Source organism: Bacillus crepusculi, from assembly GCF_014764715.1.
Lineage (GTDB): Bacteria > Bacillota > Bacilli > Bacillales > Bacillaceae > Bacillus.
Genome location: NZ_JACXXE010000008.1, coordinates 1 through 16,172, shown reverse-complemented (window position 1 = coordinate 16,172; position 16,172 = coordinate 1). Strand labels below are relative to the sequence as shown.

At 41.8% G+C, this 16,172-nt stretch carries 17 protein-coding genes and 2 pseudogenes; 16 read left to right on the top strand and 3 right to left on the bottom strand.

Annotation, left to right across the window (positions count from 1 at the left end; all coding sequences use genetic code 11):
- The first annotated feature begins 124 nt into the window (after positions 1-124).
- Entirely contained in the window at positions 125-517 is a 393-nt protein-coding gene (gene yugI, locus IEE86_RS13990) for a S1 domain-containing post-transcriptional regulator GSP13 (RefSeq protein WP_003213420.1), read from the top strand.
- 236 nt (positions 518-753) lie between these two features.
- Here the strand turns inward: yugI and IEE86_RS13985 are convergent, their stop codons facing one another.
- Positions 754-987 (bottom strand): DUF378 domain-containing protein, encoded by a 234-nt coding sequence (locus IEE86_RS13985; protein ID WP_191097771.1) that lies wholly within the window; start codon positions 985-987, stop codon positions 754-756.
- 146 nt (positions 988-1,133) lie between these two features.
- Between IEE86_RS13985 and IEE86_RS13980 the strand changes: the two genes are divergently transcribed.
- From IEE86_RS13980 to IEE86_RS13960, 5 genes are all read left to right on the top strand, one after another.
- Positions 1,134-2,297, top strand: a complete 1,164-nt coding sequence (locus IEE86_RS13980) for an iron-containing alcohol dehydrogenase (protein ID WP_191097770.1) — start codon at positions 1,134-1,136, stop codon at positions 2,295-2,297.
- 120 nt (positions 2,298-2,417) lie between these two features.
- A complete protein-coding gene (locus IEE86_RS13975) occupies positions 2,418-3,590 on the top strand; it encodes an iron-containing alcohol dehydrogenase (RefSeq protein ID WP_191097769.1) in 1,173 nt (390 codons plus the stop codon).
- A 126-nt stretch (positions 3,591-3,716) separates the two neighbouring features.
- Complete coding sequence (locus tag IEE86_RS13970) at positions 3,717-5,072, top strand: glucose-6-phosphate isomerase (protein ID WP_017358963.1); 1,356 nt, start codon at positions 3,717-3,719, stop codon at positions 5,070-5,072.
- A 112-nt stretch (positions 5,073-5,184) separates the two neighbouring features.
- Complete coding sequence (locus IEE86_RS13965; RefSeq protein WP_191097768.1) at positions 5,185-5,403, top strand: spore germination protein; 219 nt, start codon at positions 5,185-5,187, stop codon at positions 5,401-5,403.
- Between the two features lie 29 nt (positions 5,404-5,432).
- Complete coding sequence (locus tag IEE86_RS13960; RefSeq protein WP_191097767.1) at positions 5,433-5,834, top strand: YugN-like family protein; 402 nt, start codon at positions 5,433-5,435, stop codon at positions 5,832-5,834.
- Here the strand turns inward: IEE86_RS13960 and IEE86_RS13955 are convergent.
- Positions 5,831-6,817: a potassium channel family protein gene (locus IEE86_RS13955; RefSeq protein ID WP_191097766.1), complete on the bottom strand. Its 987-nt coding sequence runs from the start codon at positions 6,815-6,817 to the stop codon at positions 5,831-5,833. The two genes, IEE86_RS13960 and IEE86_RS13955, sit on opposite strands and share 4 nt — an antisense overlap.
- A 125-nt stretch (positions 6,818-6,942) precedes the next feature.
- On the opposite strand from IEE86_RS13955, the gene IEE86_RS13950 reads away from it, so the two are divergent.
- The 6 genes from IEE86_RS13950 (at position 6,943) to IEE86_RS13925 (ending at position 11,118) form a co-directional block, all read left to right on the top strand.
- Positions 6,943-7,167, top strand: a complete 225-nt coding sequence (locus IEE86_RS13950; protein WP_191097765.1) for a YuzI family membrane protein — start codon at positions 6,943-6,945, stop codon at positions 7,165-7,167.
- Between the two features lie 81 nt (positions 7,168-7,248).
- A complete protein-coding gene (locus IEE86_RS13945) occupies positions 7,249-7,923 on the top strand; it encodes a zinc metallopeptidase (protein WP_117733154.1) in 675 nt (224 codons plus the stop codon).
- 48 nt (positions 7,924-7,971) lie between these two features.
- Positions 7,972-9,264: a hemolysin family protein gene (locus IEE86_RS13940; RefSeq protein ID WP_191097764.1), complete on the top strand. Its 1,293-nt coding sequence runs from the start codon at positions 7,972-7,974 to the stop codon at positions 9,262-9,264.
- A gap of 136 nt (positions 9,265-9,400) precedes the next feature.
- Positions 9,401-9,802: a secondary thiamine-phosphate synthase enzyme YjbQ gene (locus IEE86_RS13935; protein WP_191097763.1), complete on the top strand. Its 402-nt coding sequence runs from the start codon at positions 9,401-9,403 to the stop codon at positions 9,800-9,802.
- Positions 9,803-9,818: 16 nt separating this feature from the next.
- Positions 9,819-10,850, top strand: a complete 1,032-nt coding sequence (locus IEE86_RS13930) for an NAD(P)H-dependent flavin oxidoreductase (protein ID WP_191097762.1) — start codon at positions 9,819-9,821, stop codon at positions 10,848-10,850.
- A 19-nt stretch (positions 10,851-10,869) separates the two neighbouring features.
- The gene (locus IEE86_RS13925) at positions 10,870-11,118 is read left to right on the top strand and encodes a hypothetical protein (RefSeq protein WP_191097761.1); all 249 of its coding nucleotides are present in this window, start codon (positions 10,870-10,872) and stop codon (positions 11,116-11,118) included.
- Positions 11,119-11,139: 21 nt separating this feature from the next.
- Here IEE86_RS13925 and IEE86_RS13920 read toward each other — a convergent pair whose 3' ends face one another.
- Complete coding sequence (locus tag IEE86_RS13920; protein WP_191097760.1) at positions 11,140-11,880, bottom strand: protein-glutamine gamma-glutamyltransferase; 741 nt, start codon at positions 11,878-11,880, stop codon at positions 11,140-11,142.
- 156 nt (positions 11,881-12,036) lie between these two features.
- On the opposite strand from IEE86_RS13920, the pseudogene IEE86_RS19715 reads away from it, so the two are divergent.
- The 4 genes and pseudogenes from IEE86_RS19715 to IEE86_RS19700 all read left to right on the top strand — a co-directional run.
- Positions 12,037-13,086 (top strand): annotated as a pseudogene (locus tag IEE86_RS19715) (cache domain-containing protein); the annotation flags it as partial.
- Entirely contained in the window at positions 13,078-14,028 is a 951-nt protein-coding gene (locus IEE86_RS19710) for a methyl-accepting chemotaxis protein (RefSeq protein WP_411955702.1), read from the top strand. The pseudogene IEE86_RS19715 and the gene IEE86_RS19710, both read left to right, overlap by 9 nt.
- A 126-nt stretch (positions 14,029-14,154) precedes the next feature.
- A pseudogene (locus IEE86_RS19705) lies at positions 14,155-15,201 on the top strand (HAMP domain-containing protein); the annotation flags it as partial.
- Entirely contained in the window at positions 15,196-16,146 is a 951-nt protein-coding gene (locus IEE86_RS19700) for a methyl-accepting chemotaxis protein (protein WP_411955701.1), read from the top strand. The pseudogene IEE86_RS19705 and the gene IEE86_RS19700, both read left to right, overlap by 6 nt.
- Positions 16,147-16,172: the final 26 nt, after the last annotated feature.

Below are 16,172 nucleotides of genomic sequence, written 5' to 3'. Positions count from 1 at the left end.
GTATTCCCCCTTTTGTGATCATCTAAACCCTTTTAAAAAATATTTTGCGTAAAAGACCGTTCTATGATATAGTTTTTAATTGCGTATAAACGAATATTAAAACATTTATTTAGGAGTTGTTATCATGGCGACAAAGTTTGAAGTAGGCAGTGTTTACACTGGTAAAGTAACAGGATTACAAGCGTATGGTGCGTTTGTTGCATTAGATGAAGAAACTCAAGGACTTGTGCATATTTCTGAAGTAACACATGGCTTCGTAAAAGACATCAACGAACACCTTTCAATTGGCGATGAAGTTCAAGTAAAAGTTCTTTCTGTTGATGAAAAAGCTGGTAAAATCAGCCTTTCTATCCGTGCTACACAAGAAGCACCTGAAAGAAAAGAAAGCAAGCCAAAGAAACAAAGACCACAGCAAGTGAAAGAAGAAGCTGCTACGCCACAAGGTTTCAATACACTGAAAGATAAACTTGAAGAGTGGATTGAACAATCTAACCGTAAAGACTTAATCAAGAAATAAAAAAAGCACCGCTTCAAACGGTGCTCAGATTGTTGACAAAGGGCTAAAATGATCTTCATTTTAGCCCTTTGTCTTCTTTTCAGCATGATTGAAAACCTTTGAAGTCTAGGAAAGGCGAGTACCGGAGCGAATTGGACATTCGTGAGCACCGGCGCGCCAGACCTGCAGGCGAATGCGAGGGTTTGTCTACACGCTGAGGCTGCCTTATGTGGGCAGCCTTTTTTGTGTCATTTTGTTTAGCGAACCTCTGGATTCGGCTCGTCACGGACAACTTCTTCACTTGGCTTGAACAATAGACCAAGATTGACAAGACCCGCAATTCCAACAAGACCATAAATAATACGTGACAATGCAGCACCTTGACCGCCAAAGATCGCTGCTACTAAGTCAAATTGAAAAAAGCCGATTAGTCCCCAGTTAATAGCACCAATAATCGTGAGCACGAGGGCAATACGTTGAATAGCACTCATCGTGTGATTCCTCCTTTCGCTACAGCATCAATACATTTATATTTTGCAGATTTTTAGCCAAACTATGCGTAAGAAAATGGATGAAAGCAAATTACTTTACTTTTGGAATGAATGAGGCGCATAATGTAGCGCGAGGAGGAGATCACATGGATCGATTTACTTATTGGAACCCAACGAAATTAATTTTTGGAAAGGGAGAAGTATCAGCCCTTTCAGATGAACTCAAACACTACGGAAAAAACATATTGCTTGTATATGGTGGAGGCAGTATTAAACGAAACGGCCTTTATGACCAAGTTGTCAGCATCCTAAAAGAATCAGGAGCTCATATCACTGAACTTGCTGGTGTTGAGCCAAACCCGCGCTTAACAACAGTAAGAAAAGGGGTTGAGCTTTGCAAAGAGAACGACATTGATTTTATTTTGGCAGTTGGCGGCGGAAGTGTGATTGATGCAACGAAAGCAATCGCAGCTGGTGCGAAGTACGATGGAGATGCTTGGGATATCGTTACTCGTAAGCATGTCCCAATGGAAGCTATTCCGTTCGGTACTGTCTTAACACTTGCTGCAACAGGCTCTGAAATGAACTCTGGGTCCGTCATCACGAACTGGGAAACAAACGAGAAATATGGCTGGGGCAGTCCAGCAGTCTTCCCTAAATTCTCTATTCTTGACCCAGTAAACACATTCACTGTGCCAAAAAATCATACGATTTATGGCATGGTCGACATGATGTCTCATGTGTTTGAACAATATTTCCATCACACGGAAAATACACCTTATCAAGATCGTATGTGTGAAGGACTTCTTCGTACGGTCATTGAAACGGCACCGAAGTTGATCAATGATCTGGAAAACTATGAGCTGCGTGAAACGATCTTATTCACTGGCACTATTGCACTTAATGGAATGCTTTCAATGGGCGCACGTGGAGACTGGGCATCTCACAATATCGAGCATGCGGTATCAGCTGTTTATGATATCCCTCATGCAGGCGGACTTGCGATCTTGTTCCCGAACTGGATGAAGCATGTCATTCAAGAAAACCCAAGCCGCTTTAAACAATTAGCAGTGCGTGTATTCGATGTGGACCCTGCGGGCAAAACAGACGAAGAAGTTGGCTTAGAAGGTATCGAAAAGCTATCTGCTTTCTGGACAAGCCTTGGGGCACCAAGCCGTTTAGCTGACTATGACATCAACGATGAAAAAATTGATTTGATTGCAGACCGTGCAATGGCACGTGGTGAATTTGGTCAATTTAAAAAGCTGAACAAAGAAGATGTTCTAGCTATTTTAAACGCCTCTCTCTAATTGAACTTTAAACAGATAACTGCTTTCGAGCAGTTATCTGTTTTTGAATTCAGCGTGTACATATGTTACAGTAGTCTTTCATGTTTTTGGATATATTCGTTGTAAGGAGATGTTGAACAGATGGAGAACTTTATTTACTATAATCCAACGAAATTAATGTTTGGAAAAGGACAACTAGAAGGACTTAAGAGCGAACTCGCTCGTTATGGGAAACGAGTGTTACTTGTATATGGTGGAGGCAGTATTAAGAAAAATGGTCTTTATGATAACGTGATCAGCGCGTTAAATGACGCAGAGGCAGAAGTATTTGAGCTGTCTGGCGTTGAACCGAACCCTCGTCTGACGACAGTCAAAAAAGGAATTGAGATCTGTCAAAATGAGAACATTGATTTCTTATTAGCAGTTGGCGGGGGAAGTGTCATCGACTGTACAAAAGCGATTGCAGCAGGTGCAGAATATGACGGGGATGTTTGGGACATTATTTCAAAGAAAACAACTGCTCAAAAAGCATTGCCGTTTGGCACAGTGCTAACACTTGCAGCGACTGGTTCAGAAATGAACCCAGACTCTGTGATTACAAACTGGGAAACGAATGAAAAATATGTGTGGGGCAGTTCAGTCACTCACCCTGCTTTTTCAATTCTAGACCCGGAGCATACGTATTCTGTGCCAGAAAATCAGACGGTGTATGGCATGGTCGATATGATGAGCCACGTCTTCGAGCAATATTTCCATAATGTCAAAAACACGCCTCTGCAGGATCGGATGTGTTTTGCTGTTCTTCAAACAGTCATCGAGACAGCACCAAAACTGCTTGAAGACTTACAAAACTATGAGCATCGCGAAACCATTCTCTATGCAGGAACCATCGCTTTAAATGGCACGCTGCAAATGGGCTATTTTGGCGACTGGGCGTCTCATACGATTGAGCATGCTGTATCGGCTGTTTATGACATTCCGCATGCAGGCGGACTTGCAATCCTTTTCCCAAACTGGATGCGTCATACACTCGATCATAATGTGGAACGTTTTAAAAACCTCATGCTGAACATGTTTGACATCGAAACAGAAGGAAAATCAGATCGTGATATCGCATTAGAAGGAATCGACAAACTGTCAGCCTTCTGGACTAGCCTCGGTGCACCAAGCCGTTTAGCGGATTATGATATTGGTGAAGATCAACTAGACAAAATTGCTGACATCGCAGCAAAAGAAATGGAATACGGTGGTTTTGGTAACTTTATGAAACTAAACCGTGATGACATTTTAGCTATTTTAAAAGCCTCTTTATAATCTGGATGGCTGCTTCTCTTCAGGAGAAGCGGCTTTTTGCTGCACCAGTGACGATCACTTGATTTCAATAGCTAGTTCCGCTAAAGTGAAAGGGACAGAACTAACGTAATGGAGGGCTTACAAGCGATGACACATATTCAATTTGACTACTCGAAAGCGTTACCTTTCTTTCAAGAACATGAGCTTACATATTTAAAAGATTTTGTGAAGGTGGCCCATCATAATATTCATGAGCAAACGGGTACAGGCAGTGATTATTTAGGCTGGGTTGACTTACCGAAGCAATATGATCGCGAAGAATTTGCCCGCATTAAAAAAAGTGCAGAAAAGATTAAATCTGATTCCGATGTTTTACTCGTTGTTGGAATCGGCGGCTCTTATCTTGGCGCACGTGCGGCGATTGAATTTTTGAACCATTCTTTCTATAACACTTTGCCAAAAGGCAAACGCAAGACACCGCAAATCATTTTCATTGGAAACAACATCAGCTCTTCTTATTTAACAGATGTAATGGATCTACTGGAAGATGCAGATTTCTCCATTAACGTGATTTCAAAATCTGGAACTACAACAGAGCCAGCCATTGCGTTCCGTATCTTTAAAAAGCTCCTCATTGAGAAATACGGTGCTGAAGAAGCGAAAAAACGTATTTATGCAACAACTGATAAGGCACGCGGTGCACTTAAAACATTGGCAACTGAAGAAGGCTATGAATCCTTTATCATCCCTGATGATGTAGGTGGACGTTATTCCGTTTTAACGGCTGTCGGTCTATTGCCAATCGCTGTTAGCGGTGCAGACATTGATCAGATGATGGAGGGTGCGGCAAAAGCGAGCGAAGACTTCGCATCATCTGAGCTGTCAGAAAATGCAGCTTACCAATATGCTGTAGTCCGTAATGTCCTTTACAATAAAGGCAGAACAATTGAAATGCTGATTAACTATGAGCCAGGTCTGCAATATTTCGCAGAATGGTGGAAGCAATTATTCGGCGAAAGTGAAGGAAAAGATGAAAAGGGAATCTACCCTTCGTCTGCTAATTTCTCAACGGATCTTCATTCACTTGGTCAATATGTTCAAGAGGGAAGAAGAGACTTGTTTGAAACCATCGTCAATGTAGACAAGCCGCGACATGAGCTTGTCATTGAAGCAGAAGAACAAGACCTTGATGGCTTGAACTATCTAGCAGGAAAAACGGTTGATTTCGTCAATAAAAAAGCATTTGAAGGAACGATGCTTGCCCATACAGATGGAAAAGTACCGAATTTAATCGTCACAATTCCTGAGATGGATGCTTATACATTTGGATATCTCGTTTACTTCTTTGAGAAAGCATGTGCGATGTCTGGTTATTTATTAGGCGTCAATCCTTTTGACCAGCCTGGGGTAGAAGCTTATAAAGTGAATATGTTTGCTTTATTAGGAAAACCGGGCTTCGAAGAGAAGAAGGCAGAGCTTGAAAGCCGTCTAAAACAATCATAAGAACGAAAAGGCACACCTTTTGATCAGGGTGTGCCTTTTTTGATTTCTAATGGTTTAGTGCAAGCCTTTACGTAATTTGTACATAGAATAGACAGAGGAGGGTGAGGAATGAATGAGAACAAATCATATTTATATTCACGATATTTCTGGTCAAGCGATTGTCAACTTTGGTAATGTCGGTCGCATTTGTCCTATGAGTGCTGTGAAGGAAACATCAGGTGCTGGCAGTGCGAATGAAACCAATCAATCATCCAATCAAAGCTTATTCGATGCCGCTTTTACAAACAATGTGCAAATTACGAGAGGCAGATGTATGAATTCCTCTCTTTAACGAACCCTATAAAAAAAGGAGGGGTTCGTATGATTCATGTACCATCCAGGCTGACTGGTGAAAGCTTTTCCCTATACCATTTGGAAGACACCATGAAGCCGCTCGGCTATGTTATTAATGGCAATTGGGATTATGATCACGGGTATTTTGATTATAAAATTGATAACCGTGATGGCTATACCTTTCTCAGAGTTCCTTTTACAGCCGAGAAAGGACAGCTGGATCAGCCAGGCGTTGTGGTGAAAATGGGACATCCATTTCTTTTGAAGCATGTATATCAAGACAAATTAGATGATCATGCGATGGTTGGGAATGTGGGAGCTTCCTTTAACCAATTCCAAGAACCAAAAGAGAAGGATGGAGATGTCTCTAAAGCTTATACCGAAATTGGCTTTTCACTCGTTAAGGAATTAGAAGATGCACTGCTTTAAAGGCTGATCAGTTCATCCTCTGGATGAAGCTCATATCCAAAGGGAGGATTCATCATGGGTCCTTCTTTTTTTTGTACGCCGACAATGATCACATGATGCTCTAGAAAGTGATGGAGCGCTGTTAAGAACGTTTCTCCTGCTAATGAAGCTGGTACTGGAATGATGGTGACGTGTTTATGCAGTGTCATATTCCGTTTTTTCTTTAACGCCATGAACTGTTCTTTTAAAAGAAAATGTTCGACCATTAAATGATTCACAGCATCAGAAGTATGAATGACTTGATTGGCTCCAGCACGCTCGGCATTTTTCACGTAACGATCTGTTAAAATTTCAATTAAACAGTATAGCGAAGGATTTAATCCTTTTGCTGCAAGTAATGTCAAAACACTCTGCATATCGGCTGTCATTTCATTTTCATGCTGATCGGCGGTAATCATTAGTGTATCTGCGCTCATAATATTGGCTTTGCGAAGTGTGACATCTTCTGTCCCATGTCCTTTAATAAAATGCACATTTTCTAAAAGAGGCCCTTCCTTCAAGGAATCATCAATGAGCACAATCGGCATGGCTGGATCAATCGTTTGAAAGGATTGAAGCAGTTTGTTGGTTTTCTCATTCCAGCCGACGATAATCAAGTGCCCTTTCCCCTTAAACGCCACCTTCCCCTCTACATAATGATGCTGCTTGCTAAACACAGCGGCAGCAAGTGTGGCAAAGTAAGCGGTGACAAAGCTTGCCCCGATAAAAATGAGAGCCATACCAGCGACTTGTCCAGGCATGGTTTGCGGCACAAAATCACCATATCCAACCGTAGAGATTGTAATAAGCGCCCACCAGATCCCGTCAAAGATCGTATGGTACTGCTTTGGTTCAAGCAAAACGATTAATTGTCCAAAAAAGAGAAGTATGAAACAGATGATGATGGCAATACGAAGATAAATTGGCCACCTTAGCCAAGCGATAAAGATACGGTTTGATTTCATCGGACTCGTCCTTTCAGGGAGACTGCTACTGTCAGTATGCCCGATTAAGGAACAATTTTTCATCTTCGTCATGTATTGAAACAGATCCCATATCTTAAAATAAGAGAGGAGAAGGAGGGATTCGAATGTCATACGTTCAAAAGACCGTACTTCTTTTTATCGGCGCACACTTTTTATCATCTGCTGTGATCTTACTCGTGTTTGACTTAAATGCTGTAAATCATTTCATGAGTGATTTCTCGTGGCTGCGTTTTTTTCAAGATCTATACGGAACGGTCACCTTTTATACAGCATGCTTAGGTGTGTTCTTCTTTTTCATCGGCGCTGTCATCCCACTTAAAAAGACCTAGTGCTTTTTGCTGTACACGTTACATAAAAGTCATTAAAATTGTAAATAAATATATAAAATAAAAAGGAAGCTGATGAGCATGCTGTTTTTTTATTTTTTAACATTTGCCGCATTGGGATTGTCATTTTGGGCACAATTTAAAGTGAAGAATAATTTTGAAAAGTATTCAAAGGTCGAGGCAGCCAGTATGAAAACAGGCGCTGAAACCGCTCGATATATTTTAGATCGCAACGGGTTATACGACGTGCCTGTTGAACCGGTAAGAGGAACTTTGACTGATCATTACGACCCGACGCAGCGTGTGGTTCGTTTATCTGAACCTGTGTACTACGGCCATTCCATTTCGGCCATTTCAGTCGCATCACACGAGGTTGGACATGCCTTGCAGCATCAGGAATCCTATGGTGCGCTTGTCTTGAGACATAAGATCTTCCCTGTCGTGAACTTTGCTTCTGGTGTTGCCCCGCTTCTTTTCCTTGGTGGAATTTTGCTTGGCAGCCTTAACTTAATCGGGCTTGGGATCATTTTGTTCTCAGCAGCTGTGTTCTTTCAGCTTGTCACATTGCCTGTCGAGTTTAATGCAAGTTCTCGTGCAAAAGATATCATTGTTTCAGAAGGAATCATTAGAAGCAGTGAAGAAAGAGGCGTGAACAAGGTGTTAAATGCTGCCGCTCTTACGTACGTAGCAGCCGCCCTTGTCTCCCTGTTTGAATTGCTCCGTTTTGTAATGATCTTCCTAAATGGCCGTAATGATTAATTGACGCCAGAGGAGGTGAGCCCTTACCAATGTTAGGTAAGGGTTTTTTTGTATATTTTAAACGTATTTTTAGTCATATTACTCATTGCTGCGACAGCATTTTTTGTTGTCACTGAATTTGCGATAGTGAAAATTAGAGGTTCTAAAATCAATCAGCTGATCGAAAGCGGTGATAAGAGAGCCATCCACGTTCAAAAGCTCATTTCAAATCTCGACGAATATTTATCGGCTTGTCAGCTGGGGATTACGATCACTGCTTTAGGCTTAGGGTGGTTAGGAGAGCCGACGGTGGAGCATTTCCTGCATCCGCTTTTTGAAAAATTTGAGCTTCATTCCGCATTGACAGACATCTTATCGTTTATCATTGCGTTTGTGATTATTACGTTTTTACATGTCGTCGTTGGAGAACTGGCGCCTAAAACGATTGCGATTCAAAAGGCAGAGGCTGTCAGTCTTGTGACAGCAAAACCACTGATTTTTTTCTATAAAGTCATGTACCCGTTTATTAAAGCATTGAATGGGGCTGCGCGGGGTATTGTGAAATTATTCGGCTTTCATTCTGTCAAAGAACATGAAGTGGCGATCAGTGAGGAAGAATTGCGTCTGATTTTATCTGAAAGCTACGAGAAGGGCGAGATTAACCAATCTGAATACAAATATGTGAATAAAATATTTGAATTCGATAACCGGGTGGCGAGAGAGATCATGATCCCTCGGACAGAAATCTCAGCCATTGACATTGAACAGACGATTGAAGACGTGACGCATTATATGCTGAATGAAAGATACACACGCTATCCTGTCATCAAAGAAGACAAAGATCATGTGATTGGTGTCATCAATAGCAAGGATGTATTTAAAGCAAGCTTTCTGAATCAAGAGGTTACCATTGAAGACTTGATGCGCCCAGTGATTCGGGTAATTGAAAGTACCCCTGTTCAAGAATTGCTCATTTTGATGCAAAAGGAACGGATCCATATGTCGGTGCTCGTAGACGAATACGGCGGAACAGCGGGACTCGTCACAGTAGAGGACATATTAGAGGAAATTGTCGGAGAGATTCGGGACGAATATGACCAGGATGAAACCCCGCATATTGTGAAAAAAGGGGACTTCCACTATGTGATGGACGGGAAAGCCTTGATCGATGAAGTAAACGATTTATTGGATTTAGCCATCGAGAATGATGATGTCGATACGATAGCTGGCTGGATGATGACACATAAATTCGATATTGAGATTGGAGATACGATTGAAGCAGAAGGCTGTGAATTTAAAATTTTAGATGCAGAAGATCATCATATCCGTACCATTGAAATAAAAAAGATTCACTTTTCTTAAAAACCTCGGAGCTCTTGACGAGGTTTTTTTGCTTGGTAAACTTTAGGTGAGAGGGTTGATTTCTGTGTATTGTCAGCGATTTGTTTTGCATAAAAAGGGTATGGTTTGATAGAAACGACAAAAAGGAGCATCTCAGATGAAAAAAATCAATGTACAAACAGACAGACGCGATGACATGATCGACGTCACGCACGAGGTCCAGCAATATGTCAGAGAAACAGGTATTCAAAACGGAACCGTCATTGTTTATTGTCCGCATACGACAGCAGGGATCACCATTAATGAAAATGCGGACCCAGATGTCAAACGAGATATGCTGCGCCGGCTTGACGAAGTCTTTCCGTGGGAACATCCAAAGGATCGACACATGGAAGGAAATACAGCAGCCCACATGAAAGCGAGTTTTATGGGCGCATCTCAGCATATTCTCATCAATCATGGTGATCTTGTGCTTGGAACGTGGCAGGGAATCTATTTCTGTGAGTTTGACGGGCCAAGGCATCGCCACTTTTTTGTCCAAGTGTCATCAAATGAGTAAAAGGTGGGGGAAATAAATGGGGGAATTCACAGCGTTGCTTCAAATCAAACATGGGATCATCCAAGCGCCGATGGCAGGAGGCGCCGTAACGCCGCAGCTCGCAGCAGCTGTTTCGCAGTATGGTGGGCTTGGCAGCTTAGCAAGTGGCTATGTACAGCCTGAAAACATGAGACAGCAAATTAGACAAGTCAAAGAGCTGACATCTCGCCTGTTTCAGGTCAATGTCTTTGTACCCGAGCCAATTCCAGATATAAAAAAAGAGAATGTGGCATTTTGGGAAAAGCGGCTGCCTGTAAGACCAGCAGTTGAGAGGATGCCAAGTGAAGAGGAATTATGGGAGGATTTTGAACAGAAAATCACCATTATTCAAGAAGAGGGTGTGCCGATCGTTTCCTTTACATTCGCCTGTCCGAATGAACAAACGATTCGTCGCTTAAAACAAAAGGGGATCTTTTTAATCGGAACGGCCACAACAAAAGAAGAAGCACTACTTTTAGAGGAAAAAGGAATGGATGCTATTGTTCTGCAGGGAAGTGAAGCAGGAGGACACCGCGGCACCTTTTTGCCTTCAAAAGGAGATGCCCTGCTTGGACTGATCAGTCTGATCTCTGACGTCAAACAGATATGCCGTGTGCCTTTGATCGCCGCAGGTGGCATCACAGATCGAGTAGGTGTGAAAGCAGCCCTGGCGCTTGGGGCGGATGCCGTTCAAATCGGCACACGATTTTTAGCCAGTAAGGAAAGCGCTGCGGCGGAAGTGTACAAAAAGGCTATTTTACAGGCTGAAGGCAGTGATACAAAGATCACAACGCTATTTTCTGGGAAAAGAGCAAGAGGTATTGTGAATCAGTGGATGGAGGAAGAAAGGCCGCACGAAGATAAGGTTCTTCCCTATCCAGTGCAGCATATATGGACAACGCCTATGCGAAAAGCGGCAGCTGCTGCGGGAAGCCCTGATCAAATGGCTCTTTGGGCAGGACAAGGCGTTGGACGCATTCAATCCATTTTAACTGTTGAGGACATCATGCACGAACTCACGCAGACATAAATTCATAAGGGGGGACAGGATGGACATCTTAAAACATTCATACCGGAAAAAAGGACAAATCGAATTTGTATTTGATGATTTTCCGCACTCCCCTGCCGTTCTTACCCCTATTCGTCACTACTATTTTGTTCGTTTCGTGAAATGGAGCCGGCACGACCCTCCGGTCACAAGAAATGATCTAGAACAAATGGAGATCCTTGCAAACAAGATGCTTGGCACGCTCCAAGATTATCGCAAACGTAAGGCATACAAAGGTCCCTTGTCATAACCAATAGACAAGAGGCCTTTTTTAGCTGCCGAACATTTGCCTGAGATAAATGACATCCATCCGGGTGGTCTGAGGTAATAAATACGCGGATTGAACAGCACCTGGCCGCCTTCTATTATTTAATTTGTCAATAATTTCTGCCGCGGTTAAAATGCCAAGCCCATGCCCATAATATTGATCTTCTCCTAAGTAAATGACATTTTCCCCGCGCCATTGTGACTGCTGATAGCTAAATTCCGGATTTTCGAAATATAAGCAGTCCCCATAGATAAAGTCATTCCCGCGCTCTGTGTAAATCGACAAGGTATCATAATGCCAGTCATATAGCGTTAAAGTGCGTAGCCTCCGGTTGAACTTCTCATCACCTATCGTTTGCAAAACCCCCATATAAAAGACAATGACAATCGCCGTTGCACATTCAAATGCATATTTTGAGCCATTTTCAAAAATGTCCTTGATCCCTCTAGATGGTTCAACTTGATAGCGCAGTTCTAATGCTCCGGCCTCTGATACACGCCAATAGGCGTCATTCGCACGGGACCTTTGAAAGATAGCAAATGAGGCACCGCTTTTATTCAAATCTCTTGCTGCATTCATGATATTCGATCTTAAAGTCACCTCAAATAACAAATCAGATGTCTGCCTATAACGGAACGTATCATTTGAGGCTTGTAACTGCATCAAAATGATCCGCTTTTGTCCCTCTAACTGAAACGATGCCAGCTGCTCATTTGTCACTGGCTGTCCTGAAAGGATAATCATATGAAAAGCGCCCCCTTTTGTATTAGCGTATGCGCAAGGCTTGGGCAAGGAATCAATTTGTGAAAATAAACAAAAAGGCATCCTTTTTATTTGAAAAACATGAAAATAATATGAAGATGTCCGATATAAAACATAACGTTTAAAAGGAGGAAAAACATGAAAAGAGCAATAAAATGGTTGAAAAAACCATCGATTTCAAAGAAATTGATCATCTCATTCACACTTGTTCTTGTTTTACCAATTATCACACTAAGTACAATTTCATATGAAATTGCAAAACGAGAATTAGATCATGAAATCATGTACGGAGCAAACGCAAGAGTCACTGAACTGAATGACATGATCGAGCAAAAGCTTTTGAACAAAGAAAACGCGGTGAAACTCTTTACTGAAACATCCACTGCTGCCGACTTTAAGAAGAAAAACCAGCATGAACTTTATGAGCATTTTGAGATATACAGCAAAATCAATGAAGATGATGTGGTTGGTTTTTATGCAGCAAGTAAAAAGCGTGATTTCATTCAGTTTCCAAAAGTAGATATGCCAAAAGGCTATGATCCAACAACACGCGATTGGTATAAGCAAGCGATGCAGGACGAAAAAGGAGAACCTGTTGTCACCAATCCATACATCTCTGCTACAACAAATGGTATGGTAGTCACAATCGCCCAGCGTCTGAAGGACGGATCGGGAGTCATCGGAATTGATATCGATGTTCAGGACATTGTCGATAAAATAAAAGAAATTAAAATTGGACGAGAAGGATATCCGATTATTACCAATAAAAACAAACAAATTGTGGCTCATCCAGAAGAAAAATCAGGCTCTAAGGTCACAGGAAATATTTCATCTATCCTTTATAGCGGCAAAGAAGGCACAGCAACTTATGAGAATAAAGGACAGCAAAAGCGTCTCGTTTTTGTCACGAATGATTTAACAGGTTGGAAAATTGCTGGAACGATGTTTGTATCAGAAACAGAAGAAGCAGCACAGCCAGTTTGGAATTCTGCCATTATTCTTTTAATTACTTCATTTATCCTTGGCGGCATCGCAATCTTCTTCATCGTTCGCTCCATTACAATTGGGCTTAGAAAGCTTGTAGATTTCTCCAATAAAGTGAGTGAAGGCGATTTAACTGAAACCCTTGAAACCAAATCGAAGGATGAAATAGGGGATTTGACAAGAAGCTTTAGCAAGATGAGTGAATCCCTGCGCGAAGTCATTCGAGCTGTACAGCAATCTGTCGACAATGTGGCTTCGGCTTCAGAGGAGCTGACCGCAAGTGCCAGCCAAACGAGTCAAGCAACAGAGCATATCACGATGTCGATTGAACAATTTTCAAATGGAAATGAAGCGCAAAATGAGAAAGTCGAATCTAGTACAAATCAGCTTGTGGCGATGAATGAAGGGCTACAGGGCATGTCACATACTTCATCAGAAGTGGCTGCTGTCTCACTTCAATCGACAGAGGCTGCTGGTCAAGGCGGACGCATTGTTGAAAACACAGCCGACCAAATGAAACATATCGATACATCTGTTCAAGAAGCAGAACAAGTCATGAAAGAATTAGAATACAAGTCTAAAGATATTACGAGTATTTTAAATGTGATCAACGGCATTGCGGATCAAACGAATTTACTTGCGCTGAATGCGGCAATTGAAGCAGCAAGAGCTGGTGAATCAGGACGCGGCTTCTCCGTCGTTGCAGAGGAAGTGAGAAAGCTAGCTGTCCAATCTGCAGATTCAGCGAAAGAAATTGAAAAGCTGATCCAAGAAATTGTGCTTGAAATTGCCAAGTCTCAAGATATGTTCAAAGCAGTCAACCGCGAAGTACATGCAGGACTCGGGATGACAGAAGAGGCAAAAGAAAGCTTCCAGAACATTTATGAGGCGGCAGAAGGAATGTCGAAAAAACTGACCCAATTAAACGATACGGCAGTTGACCTATCGAGCGGTTCAAAGCTTGTTTCACAAGCCATGCAGGAGATGCGCCAAGTCTCAAGAGAAAGCGCAGCGAACATTCAAGACATTGCGGCTTCTGCTGAAGAGCAGCTGGCATCTATGGAAGAAATTACGTCATCTTCTGTGACACTTGCCAACATGGCAGAGGAACTAAAAGAGCTCACAAGTCAATTTAAAATTAATTAAAAGATGATGAAAAAATATCCAGAATTGTCTGGGTATTTTTTTTTATTTTTAAACGTCATTTCCAGTCTCTAAAAATAAACCTTTCATCCGATAATAACTTTAGAGAAGTAAAGGGGGAAAGATAAAATGGGAAAAATGATCCAATGGTTCAAAAAACCATCCATTTCAAAAAAACTAATCATTGCCTTTTTGGTAGTCCTTATTCTACCAACCGTCGCACTGACGATTAGTGCATTTTTTACATCAAAGACAGAGCTAGACAAACAGATTATGGGCAGTGCGATGAGTCAGGTCAATGCCTTTGATACGTTAATCAATGAGAATATTGGAAACAAAGCAGATGCAGTGACACTATTTACAGACTCTCTTAAAGCTTCTAATCTTCAAGAAAAAAATAGAAATGCGACCATTAAAGAATTGCAGCAATATGGAAAAATTAATGAAAAAGATGTATCTGCGATTTATGCTGGCTCTGAAAAGGGGTTGTTCATGCAATACCCAGTTCAAAAAATGCCGGATGGCTACGATCCAAGAGAGCGGCCATGGTATCAAGAGGCGCTCAAAGCAGAAAATGGCAAACAGGTCATCACAAAACCATACGTAGCAGCATCCACAGGCAAAATGGTCATTACCATTGCTCAAAAAATGAAAGATGGTTCAGGTGTCATTGGTCTTGATATGGAAATTGACAGCCTGCTTCAAAAATTAAAAGAAATCAAAATCGGACAAAAAGGCTATGCCTTCATCATGGAAAAGGATAAAACCGTTCTAGCAGATCCAACCCAAAAGTCAGGAAGTCAAGTGAATGAAAATCTGGCGAATATTATTTTTAAAAACAAAGAAGGAAGCGGCAGCTACACACTCAAAGGAACAGATAAAAAGGTTGCGTATGTGACCAATGAAATAACCGGCTGGAAAATCGGTGGAACGATGCTCGTATCAGAAGTGGAAGATGCAGCAAAGCCCGTTTTCAATACAGCCATTATCGTGTTCAGTGTGACACTTATCGTAGCAGGAGCCCTCATCTTCTTTATCGTCCGCTCTATATCTAAAAGATTATCCAATCTTGCCCGTTTCTCGAAAAAAGTCAGCGAAGGTGATTTGCGTGATAAGCTTCAGATCCAATCAGATGACGAAATTGGACAAGTTGGGAAAGGCTTTAATACGATGATTGACTCATTAAGATCCCTCATTGGTGCCGTTCAAACCTCAGTCGAAAATGTCGCTTCTTCATCAGAAGAACTGACCGCTAGCGCAGGACAAACAAGTAAAGCGACAGAACATATCACATTAGCCATTGAACAATTCTCAAGCGGAAATGAAAGCCAAAATGATAAAGTGGAATTGAGCTCAGATGAGTTAGAGGAAATGAACCGAGGCCTTCAGCACATGAATGAATCTGCTGAATCAATTACCGCTTCATCAATCAAATCAACTGAAATCGCAGGAGAAGGCGGACAGCTTGTTGAAAAAACCGCTTCTCAAATGAATGTCATTGATGAGTCAGTGAAAAAAGCAGAGAATGTGATTCGTGCACTTGAAAGTAAATCAAAAGACATTACACAAATTCTCGGTGTCATCAATGGAATTGCCGACCAAACGAATTTACTTGCACTAAATGCAGCGATCGAGGCTGCAAGAGCTGGTGAGTCTGGCAGAGGCTTCTCCGTTGTAGCAGAGGAAGTAAGGAAACTTGCTGTTCAATCTGCCAATTCGGCGAAAGAAATAGAGAACTTGATCAAAGAAATCGTTCAAGACATTGATGTATCACAGGAAGTATTCACAGCAGTGAATCAAGAAGTTCAATCAGGCTTAAGCTTCACTGAACAAACGAAAGTTAGCTTCCACAACATTTTCGACATGACAAAAGAAATTTCAGATCAGCTTCAAACGATGAACCAAACCGTTGTCCAGCTTTCAAAAGGCTCGGCACATGTTTCAGAGGCTGTCCGTGAGATCGCAGACGTATCACGAGAAAGCTCCGCAAATATTCAAGACATAGCCGCCTCAGCAGAAGAACAGCTGGCGTCAATGGAAGAGATCAGCTCATCCTCTGCCACACTCTCTTCCATGGCAGAAGAATTGCGTGATTTGATTAGTAAATTTAAAGTCGAATAGGCAGGATGAAAAGAGTCTCCAGCTAG